At 69.9% G+C, this 15,526-nt stretch carries 9 protein-coding genes; 2 read left to right on the plus strand and 7 right to left on the minus strand.

Annotation, left to right across the window (positions count from 1 at the left end):
• Positions 1 to 70 precede the first annotated feature (70 nt).
• The 6 genes from OG507_RS39705 to tap form a co-directional block, all read right to left on the minus strand.
• Positions 71 to 2,476 carry a site-specific integrase gene (locus OG507_RS39705; RefSeq protein WP_327372283.1) on the minus strand — a complete coding sequence of 802 codons (2,406 nt, stop codon included), beginning with the start codon at positions 2,474 to 2,476 and terminating at the stop codon, positions 71 to 73.
• Positions 2,473 to 3,729 (minus strand): tyrosine-type recombinase/integrase, encoded by a 1,257-nt coding sequence (locus tag OG507_RS39710; protein ID WP_327372284.1) that lies wholly within the window; start codon positions 3,727 to 3,729, stop codon positions 2,473 to 2,475. Before OG507_RS39710 ends, OG507_RS39705 begins: the two co-directional genes overlap by 4 nt.
• Before the next feature lie 107 nt (positions 3,730 to 3,836).
• On the minus strand, positions 3,837 to 6,089 hold the full coding sequence (locus tag OG507_RS39715) for a tyrosine-type recombinase/integrase (protein WP_327372285.1): 2,253 nt from the start codon (positions 6,087 to 6,089) through the stop codon (positions 3,837 to 3,839).
• On the minus strand, positions 6,086 to 7,330 hold the full coding sequence (locus OG507_RS39720; RefSeq protein ID WP_327372286.1) for a tyrosine-type recombinase/integrase: 1,245 nt from the start codon (positions 7,328 to 7,330) through the stop codon (positions 6,086 to 6,088). Before OG507_RS39720 ends, OG507_RS39715 begins: the two co-directional genes overlap by 4 nt.
• Positions 7,331 to 7,657: 327 nt before the next feature.
• On the minus strand, positions 7,658 to 8,215 hold the full coding sequence (gene tpg / locus OG507_RS39725) for a telomere-protecting terminal protein Tpg (protein ID WP_327372287.1): 558 nt from the start codon (positions 8,213 to 8,215) through the stop codon (positions 7,658 to 7,660).
• Between the two features lie 15 nt (positions 8,216 to 8,230).
• Complete coding sequence (tap, locus tag OG507_RS39730) at positions 8,231 to 10,468, minus strand: telomere-associated protein Tap (protein WP_327372288.1); 2,238 nt, start codon at positions 10,466 to 10,468, stop codon at positions 8,231 to 8,233.
• A 93-nt stretch (positions 10,469 to 10,561) separates the two neighbouring features.
• On the opposite strand from tap, the gene OG507_RS39735 reads away from it, so the two are divergent.
• Positions 10,562 to 12,421, plus strand: coding sequence for a zeta toxin family protein (locus tag OG507_RS39735; protein WP_327372289.1), 1,860 nt, complete (start codon positions 10,562 to 10,564; stop codon positions 12,419 to 12,421).
• Here OG507_RS39735 and OG507_RS39740 read toward each other — a convergent pair.
• Positions 12,385 to 12,630 (minus strand): hypothetical protein, encoded by a 246-nt coding sequence (locus tag OG507_RS39740; RefSeq protein ID WP_327372290.1) that lies wholly within the window; start codon positions 12,628 to 12,630, stop codon positions 12,385 to 12,387. The genes OG507_RS39735 and OG507_RS39740 overlap by 37 nt on opposite strands.
• A gap of 153 nt (positions 12,631 to 12,783) precedes the next feature.
• Between OG507_RS39740 and OG507_RS39745 the strand changes: the two genes are divergently transcribed.
• Positions 12,784 to 15,459 (plus strand): ATP/GTP-binding protein, encoded by a 2,676-nt coding sequence (locus OG507_RS39745; RefSeq protein WP_327372291.1) that lies wholly within the window; start codon positions 12,784 to 12,786, stop codon positions 15,457 to 15,459.
• The last annotated feature ends 67 nt before the right edge of the window (positions 15,460 to 15,526 follow it).

A 15,526-nucleotide genomic window follows, 5' to 3' on the forward strand; every position in this document is an offset into this window, starting at 1 on the left:
GCGATCATGCCGCACGCACCCATGAGAGGTCCTCCATTTTGTGCGCTGGAGATCCCGAACGTATCGGTGCTCAGTCCTCCGAATCGGCGCTGCATCGTCCGGCGTCCCGGCGGATGTTGGGCATGCCGAGGTGGACGGTGGACGGCTGGGCTGCACGCTCGCGCATGGCCTCCAGCTTCTGCGCGGCGGCGGCCATGGTGGTCTCGATGGCGGCGACCTCGCCGAGCCAGCCCTGGTCCTTGGCCTCCTGGAGGCGGTCGACGAGGTTGGCGTGGATCTCCTGGAGGCGTGGCATCTGGGCCGGGTCGACGAGCAGTAGGGGACATCTGACACAGGCGTTTTCATGCTGGCACGGGGTCGCGTAGTCGCGGCCGCAGGTCCCCAAGGCAACCTTGCGCAGTTCGAAGTGGGCCAGGAACTCGTCCCACTCGGTGGCGGTGAGCTCGCGGTACTCCTCGCTGGGCCGCTCGGTTCTGCGGCGGGCAATGAAGGCCCGGTGATGGGAGATCACGTCCTCCGGGTAGATCGCGGCATAACCCATGGTGGTGTCCAAAGCGGTGTGGCCGCAGATCTTCGCCGCGATGTGCGGCGGCAGGCCGGATCGGATGGCGTCGGTCACGAAGATCCTTCTGAAGTCATGGGGGCGCCATTCGAGCGGGTCGCGGGCCACGGTGATCTGGGCGGACTGCGAGGTCGCGACCAGGCACTCGCGGATGTAGCTGCGGGTCAGCGGCCGGTCCTCGGTGCCGTACCGTCGTTGGAACAGGAACGGCATGGGCGGGCTCCAGGTCTGCTCGAAAACGTCGTAGGCCGACACCAGCGGCAGGGCGGCGTTCCCGGCCCGGACCCGGAAGATGACCGCGGTCAGCACCTCCGCCAGTTCCGGGGAGACCAGCAGCAGGCGCTCCGCATCGGTCTTGGACGGGGCGACCTGCAGCATCGGCACCATTTCGCCGGTGGTGGGCAGGGTGTAGGCGATGAAGCTGTGGTGGGTGAGCTCCAGCATCTCCTCGATCCGGATGCCGGTGTGCCGCAGCACCTCCACCGTCGCCCAGGACCAGAACGCCGCCTCCTCCTCGTGGGTCAGGTTCCGCCGCCTGCCGGTGGCCACCTCGGTGACGTAGAAGCGGCGGGCCTGACCGGACCCGCAGCGCTCAAACTCCTTTCCGGCGACGAGGAACCGATCTCCGGTCAGTGTCGCGCGGGCCTTGGTGATGCGGGCCATGGTGTCCTTGCGCTGCCGGTCGACGGCGCGAAGCAGGGCGGGCAGCAGCGGCAGTTGGGTCCTGGTTCGCTGGTCCATCCGGGACTTGACCCTGGCCTTGGACTTCTTCGTCGCGCACTCGTTCGCCTTGATCGGACACGGCGCGACCCAGGGTGCCCACCGTGCCGGATCGTCGGCGGCCCAGCGGGCGATGTCCTGGTAGAACGCCCGGACGAACACCAGCTCGCTGCGGAAGTTCACCCGCGGCCGCACCGGGTGGCCCTGGACGTCACGGATGAAGGCCAGGCGTTCCTTCCACGCCTGCGCGACCTCAGGTGTCAGCCGCAGCGAGTCGATGCCGGGATGGTGGATCTCCAGGTCGCGCCAGAACAGCCGGCACAGGTTGCGGGCGATGGAACGCAACGAGACGTGGTCGAGCTCGGGAGCCCGCTCGGTGAAGTACTCGACCAGCAGGTCACGGACGGCCCGGCATTCAATGCCGTACGCGTCGACGATCTGCTCGACGCTGCGGCGGCCCTCGATGCGAAGTGCCCGCAGCCGCAGCGGTGCGCTGGCCGGGAGCACGCCGGTCTCCTTGAGCAGGGCGTAGAACAGCGGCCGGCCCGCGCTGCCCCGGAAGTGGTGTTCCTCCAGAGCGGCAGTCAGCTCAATGCAGTCGCCGACGGTGATGTCGCTGACCAGGCCGCCCTTTCGGATCACGATCCAGGTGAGCTTGTTCAGCGCGTCGGACCTCGCTGTGGCTGTCGCATGCTGAGCCAGCTGTTCGAGCCGCTGGAAGGCATCGGGGTCGCTGGCGGCCCGGGACTCGGCGAGCATCACCGTCACGCGCTGCCGCAGCAACCACGGGTAGCTGGGGCGGATCGCCTGCCCGGCGACCAAGAGCACCAGTCCCGTGGCCAGTTCATCGCGCCAGTGGCTCTTGGGCGTGCCGCGTGCCTGCAGGGGCAGATCGGTCCACTCGAAGCCGGCGTCGTCCGCCCCGCTGGCCATCCAGCGATCCTGCCAGGTCTCTCCGGGCTGGCCTTCGAGCCAGTCCAGCAGCTTCCCCAGGCCCCGTCGCCGGGTCTTGTCGCGGGTCAGGCCCGCACCGGGGTCGGTGAACAATCCCAGCAGCCGCTCGACCAGGCTCTCCCGGCTCTGACGGGTCTGCCACCAGCTCGCTTCGCCGACTCGCGGTTCCCACTCCAGCGCTTTGTCTACCTCAGGTGACTCGACGGTCCTGGCAACGTCGACGTTCGCGGTCGGGTTCACCGGCTTTCGCCGCCCGCAGCCGAGGTACCGAACAGCGCTGCCAGCACCTCGGTGCGGTAACCCGGCGCCGACGGGGCCGGCGGCTTGGCCTGCTCGGCGCGCTGTCGCTCATGGTGGGCCAGGACGTGGGCGACGACCTCATCGGGCGTGGGAGCGATGTAAATTTCCGTGGTGGTGATGTGCGCATGCCCCATGACCCACTGCACGTCGGCGAGGGTCAGGTTCGGATCGCGGACCATCCTCTTGGCCGCGCTGTGCCGCAGGTCGTGCAGGGTCCAGTTCGCGCCGAGCAGCTGGTTGGCACGGGTGAAGACCATCCGGGCCGCGTCGTACTCCAGCGGGCGGAAGGGCCGTCGCAGCGTCCACCACAGCGGCTCCGACGGGTGCTTGGGGATCATGCCGCGCAGGTCTTGCTGGTAGAGCCGCAGCCATACGAACGCGTCGGCGGAGGCGGGAAGGTGCTGCAGGACCTGGCTGCCCTTGCGGACCACGCCGATCGTCTGGTCCCCGGGCGAGACCAGGCCCTGCGGGACACCCAGCAGCTCAGAGGCGCGGGCACCGGTGGAGATGTAGAACGCGATCAGAGCCCTGTCCCGGTTGTACTTCAACCCGGCGAACAGGTCGTTGAACGCCTGGTCAGGAATGATCCTCGGGGTCGGCTTGGGCTCCTTGGGCTGATAGGTGCCCCGGCGCATGGGCTGCCGGAACGGCTGCATCGGGTTGTGATGCGCATTCGGACTGCCCTCGTCGGCAGCCCCTCCCTGCGGGAACGGGTTGATCAGCGGCCGGCCGTGGGTCTCGCGGTGGTACTCGTAAAACGACCGGATCACCGCGCGAGCGTGCCGCCTGGTCCGAGCGGCATAGTTCTCGCCGGGCGCGGCTTTCCCCGTGACCGGATTCACCGAGCCCGGGGCGGGTGCGTCGGGACGGCGCCGCCGGGGCGGCTTCTTCGTGGTCTTCAGCCACAGCGCGAAGTCACGGGCCTCGACGCGGCTCGCCAGATGCCAGGGGACGTCCACGGCGCGTAAGAACCGGACCCACGCCAACAGCTCATAGGCATAGGACCGCAACGACGTTGGACTCGCGTCGTCGGAGAGCATGTGGTGCAGGAACTCACTGACCGCCGCCACCTCAGTGCCATCAGCGTCTACAAGCCGGAACGGCCGCAGCGGGTCATCGCTCTTCTCGACGCGGCCGACCCTCGCCACCTTCAACGCCGCCACGTCCCGGACCGTCGTGCTCTGCTCTGGCATCCATACCTCCACGGGCCGACCTACTCGACGACACGCGATGAAACCAGATCCACCACCACACGCGCAGTCGCCGCCACCCGCCAGTAGGGGCCACAACCCCCTTGTCGTCAATATGAGTTGACCTCGAAGGGAGCCCAATCTAGTTCGGTCAACGGGACGTGTTCGTGCTTGCAGGGGGTCCCGTAGGGCCGTCCGCAGGTGCCGAGGGACACCTTGCGGAGCTCGAAGTGCTGCTGGAAGTCATGCCACTCCGCCGCAGTCGGCTCGCGGTATTCCTCCTGGGGACGTTCGGCCCGGCGCCGGTCGAGGAAGCCCCGGTAGGTGCGCACCAGGTCGTCCTGGAAGACGGCGAGGTATGCCTGGGTGGTAGTCAGTGTTTTGTGACCAAGGATTCGGGCCGCGATATGAACGGGTAGGCCGCCGGTGACGGCCTCAGTCGCGAACATCCTGCGGAAGTCGTGCGGGGTGTAGCGCAACGGCTCGCCGGCCTGGTCGCGGAGTCCGGTGGCCTCCAGAGTGCGGTCAAGTGCGCGCTTGATGCCGGCCTCGCTCATGACCTGCGGCTGCCAGTAGGGGCGGCGCTGGAACAGGTGAGGCAGCTGGGGGCCCGTGACGCGCTCGTGCGAGTCGTAGCGGGAGATCAGCGGGACTTTCCCGCCGTTGGCGTCGCGCAGACGCTTGATGATCGTGGCCAGGACGCTGGCCAGTTCGGGGCTGACCAGCAGTAGCCGTTCCTCGTTGCTCTTGGAGGGAACGATCTGGAGGAGCGGGACGACTTCGTTGGTGTCGGGCAGTTTGTAGGAGACCAGCGCGAGGTGGGTGAGCTCGGTCAGTTCTTCGGCGCGAACTCCGGTGTGCCGTAGCGTCTCGATGATCGCCCAGGCCCAGAAGGCGTCATCCTCCACGAGGCTCTGGTTGATCCTTCGTTCGCTGCTGTCGACCTCCTTGATGTAGACATGCGGCGAGCCGTGGTCGAGGCGGCTGGGCACCTGATTCACCTTGGGAAGGACCCGCAGGTATCTCGTCTCGCCGTGCTCGAAGGTCTCGTTGAACGGAGTGGCGCGGGCGGCCTCCAGCAGAGCGACGGCCTCTCGGTGCACTCGCTCGGCTGTCTCCAGCAGCACGGGAAGATGGGGCAGCCGCTCACGGACTCGCTGGTGCATCCGGGATGTGGTCTGTTTGATGATCTTGTGGTTCCCGGCGCCGTCGCCCCGGGTGATCGGGCTTGGCACTGCCCACTGGACCCAGAACGGGTCGTCGTGGGCCCACTCCTGAATGTCGAGGTAGAAGCCGCGCACCCGCATCATGACGTCGATGCGTGAGCGGCGCTCTTTGACCTCTCCGCTCTTGTTGACGTAGGTGACCAGGCGTTGTTTCCAGCCGTCGACGACATCGTCGGGCAGACGGAGGCTGTCGATGCCGGGGTAGTGTGCCTCGATGTCCGCCCAGAACACGCCGGCCAGTTCGCGTACCAGTCCTCGGAAGGTGCCGTAGTCGATCCCGGGGCGGCGTTCTTCGAGGTAACGGACGAGCAGGTTGCGGACCTGCGTGGACTGGATGTTGTAGGCGTCGACCAGCTCGGCGGTGGGCCGCTGCCCGTGGCGCAGCGCGTCTTTGAGGGTGTCCTTCGAGTCGATGACACCGGCGCCCCGCAGCAAATCCCAGGCGCTGTGGGTACCCACATATGCCTCACCGGTCTCCCGTCGTCCGATGGCCCGCAGGTAGAAGACGTCCTCGGCGGTGAGCTGAGCGAGGTCCCGGCCCGTGTGCAGGATGATCGAGGAGATGACGCGCAGGCCCTCGTCGATGTGGCGGGGCGTCATGCCGATCTCGGCGCCGAAGTCGCGCATTCGGTCCAGCTGCCCGGCGGGGAACATCTGCTGGACGTCCTTGAAGAGTCGCATCGCCTTGTAGCCGCGCAGGAAGACGTAGCGCGGGAGAACCACCCGGCTGATAAGCAGGCTGTTGAGGCCCATCATGAGCTCGTTGCGCCTGGACTCCTTGCAGCGCGGATCGTCCTCGTTGAGGGCCAGGATCAGCTCTTTGCCCTGGTCCGCCCCGGCCGCGAGCCACCGTCCCTGCCACCCGTCTTCGGGGAAGGTCAGCAGCCAGTCGAGGATCTTGGCTGCCCCCGCGAGCCGGATAGTTCCGGGCCACATGCCGCGGCTGTACGTTCTCTGCGGCCAGAGCGGCGAGGTCGGCAGCAGGGCCAGGACCTCGCCTCGGGTGAGGTGGTCGTGCGGGCCGATACGTTCCCTGTCCGCTTTGAGGTCGTGCTCGATGAACAACGGCTTCGCCGGCGTGGGGCCGGTTCCGGCCCGGCGGACGGAGTTGGCTCGGCGGCTTCCTTGTCGCGTCACGCCTGGCCACCCCCGAACAGCACGGCCAGGTCGCTTGCCTCGTAACCGGTCGCGACGGCGGTCGGCACGGGGTGCTTCGCGCGTTCCTCACGGTCGGCGAGGTACTCCTGAACCCGGGCAATGACCTGCTCTTCCTCCTCGACGAGATACACGTCGGCGGTAGTGCTCAGGTTGGCGTGACCAAGGATGGTCTGCACGTCCCGCAGCGACAGCCGCTTGTCCCGGGACATCCGCAGCGCGGCGGTGTGCCGCAGATCGTGCATCGACCAGTTCGTGCCCAGCAGGGCGTTGGTCCGGCGGAACACCGCACGAAGGGCCTCGTAGTTCATCGGCTGGTAGGCCAGCCCGGCGCCATGGTCACGACGCCGGAGTGTCCACCACAGCGGGGCCTGCGGGTCCAACGGCGGGCCCTCGCTCTGGTAGAGCCGCAGCCAGACGAACGACTCCGGACTGGAGGGAAGCCACTGCTCAGCCTGGGAGCCCTTGCGTTCGACGCGTACCAGCTGGTCACCCCAGTCGACATCGACACCGCGGACCCCGAGGAGCTCGGAGGCTCGGGCGGCGTTGCTGATACCGAGCGCGAGGATCGCCCGGTCCCGGTTGGACCGCAGGGCCGCAAACAGCTCGTTCCACCGCTCGTCCGGCATCTGCCGAGGACGCCGGCGCGGGATCTTGGGGTTGTAGCGCAGCCGGCCCTCGCCGCCGTAGGGAGGCAGCGGGTTGTGATGGGCATGTGGGCGGCGCCTCGCGCTCCGGGCCAGCGGCACCGGATTGACCAGCGGGCCGCTGCCCGACTCGATCCAGAATTCGTAGAAGCTGCGGAGTACGGCGTTGCTGTGCCGGATCGTGCGCGGCTTATAGAGGTCGTCCAGGTACGGCTTCTTCGTGATCGTGTTGGTCGTCCCCGCCGTCGCCGCCGAGTGCGTCCGCGCCGACGTCCGAGGTTTCGTCGTGACCCGCAGCCACAGCACGAAGTCGCGCACCTCGACGGACGTGGCCCGGTCCCATTCGACCTGGACCACCCGAAGCCATCGCCACCAGCGCAGGAGATCGAAAGCGTAGCTGCGGACGCTGCCCGGCCGGTTGTCCCGAGCGACGAAGTCGATCAGGAACCTGCGAATCGGCTCCACGGCTCTTCCCCTCTCGTCGAAGACCAGCCAGGGCACCGCCCCGGCTCCCACGGCTACCCGCCCCCATCGCGGCAGGCGGATCAACTGGATGTCACGAGATGTTGCGTCCAACTTTGTTGCGCTCCTTCGTCGTTCGGATGCGCAACGTCTACCGACTAGGCCACGCGGGGGATGCGCTCACGTCCGGCGTGTCGTGCGGTAGTCCGGTCAACACCTCGATGCCGCCCGCCGCAGCAACCAAGCGATGCGTCACGGCAGGGCGAACCTTGCCTGATGCGGCACTAGTCAGTCGGCACCCCGGCGAGGTAGTGCACCAGGCAGACCACATCGACCTGCGCCGTCTCATCGATCCGGGGTCGCCGACTCGGGCGCTACCCTGCCCGCCAACTGGCGCGCTCAGTCACATCCGGGCTCGCTCTTGTTCGGGGTACGGCTCTGCTACAGGTCGAACTCCAGGTGTTCGACGTCCGTGAACCGGACCTCTTCCAGGCTTCCGGCGCGGCGGCCGCCGTCCTGGAAGTACACCTCCTTGAGCGCTTCGGCCGCGATCTCCTGGAGGCGGGCGTCGCTGGCACCCTGCTCCTGGGCCTCAAAGAGGCGGGCCGCGTAGACGGGCGGCAGGGCGACGGTCAGGTGCCGGATGCGGTCCTGGTCCGTGGACCCGATCGGCGCGGTGTAGCCCATGCGGGCGCGGGCGTCGATGACGATGCCGCCGGTCGTCGCCGCCTTCTGCCGGGCTTTGGCCCGGATCTGCGGCTGCCACCTCTTCGTCACCTCGCGCTCCAGGCGAGCGGCGAGGTCGGCGCGCGGCTTCTTGGCCTTGCCCGCCACGTACCGCTCCACCTGCCGCTGGGACATACCGAGCAGTTCGGCGACCGCCTTCGTGCCACCGAGTTGCTTGACCATGTACCGCATCTGCGGGCCCGCGGACTTGGGCGCCGGGCGAGTGAACGCCTTCTGCACCGCCTTGTCCAGGCCGTCCCCGAACATGCTCATCGCCTGCGTACTCCCTTACTCGCCGTTGTCGACGTCGATGACGGTGCCGTCCTTGATGTACCGGGCGAGGTTGAGCTCCGGGGCGTTGAACCGCTCGCGGACCTCTTCGCCCCAGAGGACGCTCTGGGTGCCTTCGTGCTTGACCAGGCCCGGGTTGATGCCGAGCTTGAAGCCGCCGGGCAGCGGCTTGCCCTCCCGGTAGGGCAGGAAGTCCAGCGGCGAGGGCCCGTCGGCCGCGTACACGACACAGTCGGACAGGATCGCGACCGGGTACTGCCCGGTGAACGCCGCGTGCTTGACGATCTTGCGGTGCAGGTTGATCCGGGTGCGGGAGATGACCGCCGCGCGGATGTCCGGCCGCCACGTCGGGCGGGACAGCGCCCGCCACGGCTCGCCCGGTCGCCAGCCCTCGCCGCGCGGGCGCTCGCGGAGCTTGCCCAGGCCGCCCTTCACCGTCGCCTTGACCGCCGAGACGACGATCGCGAGCTCCGGGTCACGGCCCTTGTAGCCGTCCATCGCCGCGAGGAAGTCCTCCGGTGACAGGTCGGCGTCGACGCCGAGGTCGGCCATCGTGGCGAGGTAGGCGTCGCGCAGCCGGTTGTACCAGCCGTCCAGGTAGCGGCCGTTCTCGCGCCGCACCCACGCCTCGGTCGGGCGCACCTCGTAGCCGAGCTCCACCGCGTACGCCACCGTTGGGGTCGCGTACCAGGCCGGGCCGGTCGGGCGGTCACCCTTCGGTGTGAACGGGCTGGGCAACAGGCTGCCGTCCAGCTCCACCCACTCCTTGCCGACCTTCACCTTCGACAGGTCGACGTGGCTCAGGTCCACCAGCCAGCTGCCAGGCGCCTTCGGGTCGAAGACGGGGTTGGTGACGTGCGTGGGCGCTCCGAGGCCGACGGGCAGCCCGTTGGCGCCTGCTGCGAAGGCCATGTTCACGTCGATGCCGACCAGGTGACGGCGCAGGCATTCGTCGTCCGTCATCGGCCGCGCCCAGTCGTACGCCTCCTCGAACAGCTTCTCCGCCGGGCCGCGCACGTGGAACCGGGGCAGGTCCTTGAGGACCGGGTGCCCGTCGGGGACCTCGCACGGCGGCCAGTCCATCGGGTCGATGGAGTCCTTCCCCAGCGAGCCGGGGTTGTGCTCCGAGGTGCGCTTGCCGTTCTCGTCGGGCGCGGTGGCGCGGGTCGGCGGGTGCAGCGCGGTCATCAGCTCCAGGCCGGTCACGGCGGTCGATCCGCGCGGCGTCATTACCCGGGACGCGTACACGCCCAGGACGCGGGCGAGTTCCGCTGGCGGGAGCTGCCCGGCCTCGCCCCAGTGCCGCGTGTCCAGTGCCTGCCAGGACGGGATGCACAGCTGGACGCAGGCCCGCTCCGAGCCGGTGGCCGGACGGTAGATCCGCGCCCACGGGCCGAACCCGCGCTTCGTCAGCTTCCACTCCGCGCGGACCAGCTGCTTGATGACCTTGTGGCCCTCCGGGAGCCGCCCGGCGAGCCGCTCCTCCTCCGTGAGGGTGGCCGGGAGGCCGTAGCGCTCCAGCGCGGCCTCGGTGAGCACGAGCAGCGGATCGGCGTCCTTGCCCGGCCCGGACAGCTTCGGTGCCCCGAGCTTCGCCTCCTTGAGCGTCCAGTCCACCAGGGCCGGGATGCTCTTGGCGGGCACGTCCAGGACCAGGCCGCCGGTGCAGTAGGCCAGCACCTGCCCGTCCTCGACGTCGACGACCGCCAGCGGACCGTTCTCGAACCGCGGGTCGGTGCCGCCCGCCGGGGTTCTGGCCGGGGCCGCCTTCTTCGCGCCCGGACGGCGGGACGTCGACGACGGCCTGGTGGTGACCGCCGGACGTGACGCGGCGGCCGGAGCAGCGGCGATGGGGGCCGGGGCGGGGGCCTGGGTGTTCTCGGTTGCAGTCTTGGCCGCAGCCTCGGGGGCCGGGCCTGTGGACAGAGTCGGCGCTTCTGCCGGGTCGGGTGCGCCGGTGAATGTGGCGGGCACCGGGGCGGCCGGCTTTTGTGGCGCGGGGTAGAGCTCCGCGAGCTGCTTCAGCAGCCGCGCGTACGCGTCCCGCTCAGGCGGGCGGGGCTCGGTCTTGCCGGACTCCCAGCCCGACACCGTGGCGCGGCGCACCTTCAGTGCGGTGGCCACCTCGTCGATCGTCAGGCCGTGCGCGGCGCGCAGCCGCTTGCGTTCCGCCGGCGGCGGGAGTGTGGCGCGGGACGCGACCAGTGCGTCGACCGCGTCGAACAACTCGGACATGCAGCACCTCCTATTCTTCGATTCTACCGCATGGAACGAACAAATGGCGTACGTTTGGCGTACGAGATGCGTACACAGCTGTGGAGGGTTGCGTTGAGAGACGAGGACGTCGTTCCGGTCGTGCTGGCCGAGCGGCAGCACGAAGAGATCCTGACGACGGAGATCCTGCCGACCTGGACCAAGGGCGCCGTCGCTCAGGACCGGCCGGTGGTCGTGATCGTCGCCGGACCGGCGGGCAGCGGAAAATCCGAGCTGTGCGACCTCCTGCTGACAGTCCTCGACCGGCGGGGCGGCGCGGTACTGATCGGCCGCGACCTCTACAAGAGGGCCCACCCCCACTACGCCGACCTCATGCGCAGTGATGACCGCACGGCCGGTGCGCGGACACGGCCGGATGTCCTGCGGTGGCAGGCGGAGGTCGAGGCGTACGCCCGGAGCCGGCGCTTCGACGTGGTGCTGGAAGAGCCCGTCGCCGACGTGGAGGAGGCATGTGCGAAGGCCCGCTCCTACCGTGCGGCCGGCTACCGCGTCGAGCTGGTGGCGCTGGCCACCGCGGAGGCCGAAGCGCAGCTCAGCGGCCTGGACCGCTACCTGACGCAGGTCGCCGAGGAGGGTGTCGGCCGGTACGTCTCCTGGGGCAACTTCGACCGGTGCGCGCGCAACCTGCCGCTCTTCTTACAAGTCGTCGAAGCCGAGCAGATGGCGGACCAGGTCATGGTGGTGCGGCGCGGCCTTCAGGTCCTGTACCGCAACGAGCTCACCGACAACGCCTGCTGGGGCAGTGCACCGGCGGCGTCCCAGGCGCTGGCCGCGGACTGGGCCCGGCCTTGGACAGCGCCGGAGACCTGGCGCTTTCGCCGCCAACTCTCCAGCGCCCAGCAGCGGCTGAACCCTTCTGTGCTCACGCCGGAGCGGCGCCTGGCGGTGGCCGGCGGCCTGGAGCGCGCCTTCGCGCTGGCCGAGCCGGTACGCCGGATCGCCCAGCCGCTCGCGGGCCCGCCCGGCGTCGACTACCACCGCCTGTCCCCCGGCGAGCACATGTGGATCTTCGACGAGCTCATCGTCCCGATGTACCTGAGTTCCATCACCCCGCAGGACGACCCGGTCACCCTGTACGTGATGGGCCCGCAGGGATCCGGGAAGACCCACACGGCGCACATGCTGCGCCGCGCGCTGCGCCAGCGCAAGCCCACCCGGATCGAGGGCGGCCTCTTCAAAATGGTCCACCCCGACTACCGCCGGCTCCTCGAGGAGCATCCGCGCACGGCCTCCGCCCGCATCAGGCCCGACTACAGGCAGTGGCAGGAGATGGCTGAGGCGTACGTCCGGACCCGCCGCGGGGACATGCTGATCGAGATCGCCCCGGACAGCGTCGCTCACTTCCTGGACGGTGCGCGCCGCCATCACCAGGCGGGCCGGCGCGTGGAGCTGGTCGTGATCGGGGCGCGCGCCGCGGACAGCCGGCTGGGCACCGCGACCCGGTGCGCCGAGGTGGCCCGCCTGGGCGGAAACCCGAGGCTGACCGCAGCCGCCGCCCACGACACGACCTTCGAGGTCGTTCCCGACGCGGTCCGCGCGGCCGAGCACTCGCCGTACGTGCACTGCACCTCCGTCATCCGCAGAGACCTGACCGCGGTGTACCGCAACGAGCGCACCCCGGACGGATCCTGGAGCAGGCCGCCCCGGGGCGGGGACGTCCTGGAGGCCGAGCAGCACCGCCCGTACACGACGGCCGAAGCGGCCCGGCTCCTCGCCACCCTCCAGCGGCTGAAGCGCGAGCTGCCGCAGTACCGGTCGGATCTGGTCGGCATCGCCGCGCTGGCCTGGCCGCTGATGCCCGCCCACCTGCAGCCGCGTACCCTCGCCGCCACGATCACCATGGCACCGCTGCTGCCTGTCCTCCAGCAGAGTTTCGGCTACTGGCCGCCCAGTTCCTGGGACCGGGCCGCGTAACGGGCCGCGATCTCGGCCACTTCCTCCGGGCTGGCGTCCAGGAGTGTCTCCAGATCGACGGCGCACGCCGCCAATCCCTCCTGCAGGGTCTTGAGGCGCTCCGGGGCGGGCCCGGCAGCGCGCTGCTCCTTCATGATCTGTTCCGAGTACCAGAGGCCCACCTTCTTCACGAGTTGTTCGGCGGCCTCGGGGCTCACGTGCTCTGACAAGGGATGTCCTTCGCGGATGGGGGTGTGATGGGGCGTCATTGTCTCTGGCCCAAACAATGGGGCCAGGCCGCCCGCGTTGCGGAAAGCAGCGACGCCGTACGGCACAGGCCCTACGGTTGATACCGCTGATGATCATTCCTGGGGGGACCGACCGTGGCCGACCTGCGTGCACTGTTCAGCTCCAACGACCCGTCGTCGTTCGACGTCGCGGAGGCGTTCACCGACCGGCGCAGCCAGTGGGTCCTGGTGGCCGCCGCGCTGGAAGAACACCTGCGCCGCATCGCCAGCCGGTCCTTCGACGTGGAGGACCTCGAGGCCCCCCGCGGCAACGTGCTCCACTTCCACGGTGTGGGCGGTGTCGGGAAGTCGACCCTGCTCCGCAAGATCGAGGCCGCGCTCACCGCCGCCGAGCACCGCCCGGAGCAGTGGGGCGCTCCCACCTGGACGGAGCGGGTGCTGCCCATCCGGATCGACCTGTCCCGGGCCGCGTCGACCGGCGCGGACTTCGAGCGGGTCATTCTGACGATCCGCCTCGCGCTCGCCGGAGCCCTGGGCCGGCCGATGCCGTCCTTCGACGTGGCGCTGCGGCACTACTGGGAGCACGTGCACCCCGGTGAGCCGCTGGACGAGTACATCCGGCGTTCCGGGCTGGCCGGGAAGTTCGCGAACATGCTGCCTCAGCAGTTGCAGGCCGGGGTTGGTGAGGTCGCCGCCGCCCTGGCGCTGCCCGGCCTGGCCGGCTCGGCCGCCGGACAGCTCACCTCGGCGCTGGTGACCGCGCTGCGCGAGCGCCACGAACGCGCCCTGGCCCTGGCCGGCGCCACGCGGACGGCAGCCCTGCTGGAGGCCACGCCCGATTTGGAGGCGCTGTCCTTCTACCCGCACCTGCTGGCCTGGGACCTGAGCCGTCTGCCCGAGAAGAAGCGCATCGTCCCGGTGGTTCTGCTGGACACCTTCGAGGACACCTCAGACCGCCACCGGGACTTCGAGCGGCTGCTGCAGCGTCTGGTCTGGCTCATGCCCGGCGCCTTTTTCGTCATCGGTGGCCGCAGCCGCCTGCCGTGGGCGGACCCCGCGTTGCACGGCCAGCTCGACTGGACCGGCCCCGCCGCCTGGCCCGGCCTGGCCGCCTCCTCCTCCGCTGCCTCCCTGACGGTGCCGCAGCCGCGGGCAGCCGGCTCCGGAGCCCGGCAGTATCTGATCGGCGACCTCTCCCCCGAGGACTGCGAGACTCACCTCGCCCGCCGCCTGGTCCAAGACGACCGGCCCCTCATCGACGCCGACATCCGGGCCGCGATCACCGCCCGCTCCCACGGCCTGCCCCTCCACCTCGACCTCGCCGTCTCCCGCTTCCTGGAGATCCGTCGCACCGGCCGCACCCCCACCGCTGCGGACTTCGACTGCACCTTCCCCGCACTCCTGGCCCGCACCCTGTCCGACCTCACCCCCGAGGAACGCCATCTGCTGCGCAGCGTCGCCTTGCTGGACGCCTTCGACGTCGAGCTGGCCACCCGCACCGCGGGCCTCGCCCAGCAGGCGTCGGCCCGGCGCCTGGTCGAGAGGCCCCTGGTCAACGAGAACCCGTACGCGCTGTGGCCCTACCACCTGCACCGTGCGATCCGCAGCGCAGTCCGCGATGACGACCACAGCGACGACCGCTGGACCCCGGCCGACTGGGACCAGGCCGCCACCCGCGCCCTGGCCGCCCTCGGCGACCAGTGGACCAGCGCCACCGCGCTCGACCCCAGCCGCATGCTCCTGGTCGCATGCCTGCGCCAAGGACTTCGTCTCGCCCGAGACCACCGCCTCACCGACCTGGGCTGGCTCACCGCCGCCGCCCACGCCTACACCGACGACTCGGTCTGGGAACCCCTCACCCTCCCCACCGACACCACCAGTGCCTCGGACACGCCCGCGGACGCCTTGGCCGAACTCCTCACCGCGATCACCCGCCGCCAGCACGAGCACCGGCAACGCACGGTGGAGCGGCTGAGCGAGGTGCTGGACTCCGGACTGCTGTCCGCCGAGCTCACCGAGCTCGCCCTGTACTACCGGGCGAAGGCGTACAAGGACCTCGACCAGGGCGCCGCCGCCCGGGCCGGGATGCGGCAGGTCGCCGACGCCGGCGGGCGCCTCGCACCGAAGGCCCGCCGTGGCCTGGCCAACCTGTCCAGGCTGGCCGGGGACTTCCCCACCGCGCTCGCCGCCGTCCCCACCCTGGGCTGGAAAGGCCGCCACCACCGCGTCCTCGGCGACATCCACTGGTCCCACGCCAACACCGACCAGGCCGTCGTCGCGTTCGAGGCCGGCCGCGCCGAAGCCGAAGAACACGGCGCCGCCGGCGAGCGCGCGATGATGCAGGTCCGCCTCGCCCTCGCACTGTCCTTCGCCGACCCGGACCGGGCCGACGCCGAGCTCTGCCTCGCCCACCAGCTCCTCGAGGGCCTCGACCAACGGTCCAACGCCCTCTTGGCCCAGGTCGTCGCACTGATCAAGGACGCCGGAACCGACGGCATCACCGACCGCGCCCGGAGCCTGAACACCGACATCACGGCCGCGGGCCTGCCCTTCCTCCACCGGTTCGTCGAGCTCGCCGTCGCCTTCCACCACGCCGTACGCGAGGAGGACCAGGAGCTGGCCGCCGCCATCCGCCGCCTGCGCGAACTCACCGCGACCGGCGACTTCGCCTACTTCACCGACATCGCCCACTTCATGGGCGGCCTTCCCCTGCCCGGTCCCACCACCACGCAGTGGATCGACAGCCCCGACGCCGTACGCACCCGCTGGCAGCACCTCGTCCACACCCGACGTACTCGTACCGGCCGATAGCCCAGCCTCATCACGGCGCCGCGGCGGAGGTTCGTGGCCCGGCCGGCCCGCACACGGATCAGGGCCC

Origin of the sequence: Streptomyces sp. NBC_01217, assembly GCF_035994185.1 — a bacterium.
Taxonomy (GTDB): Bacteria; Actinomycetota; Actinomycetes; order Streptomycetales; family Streptomycetaceae; genus Streptomyces.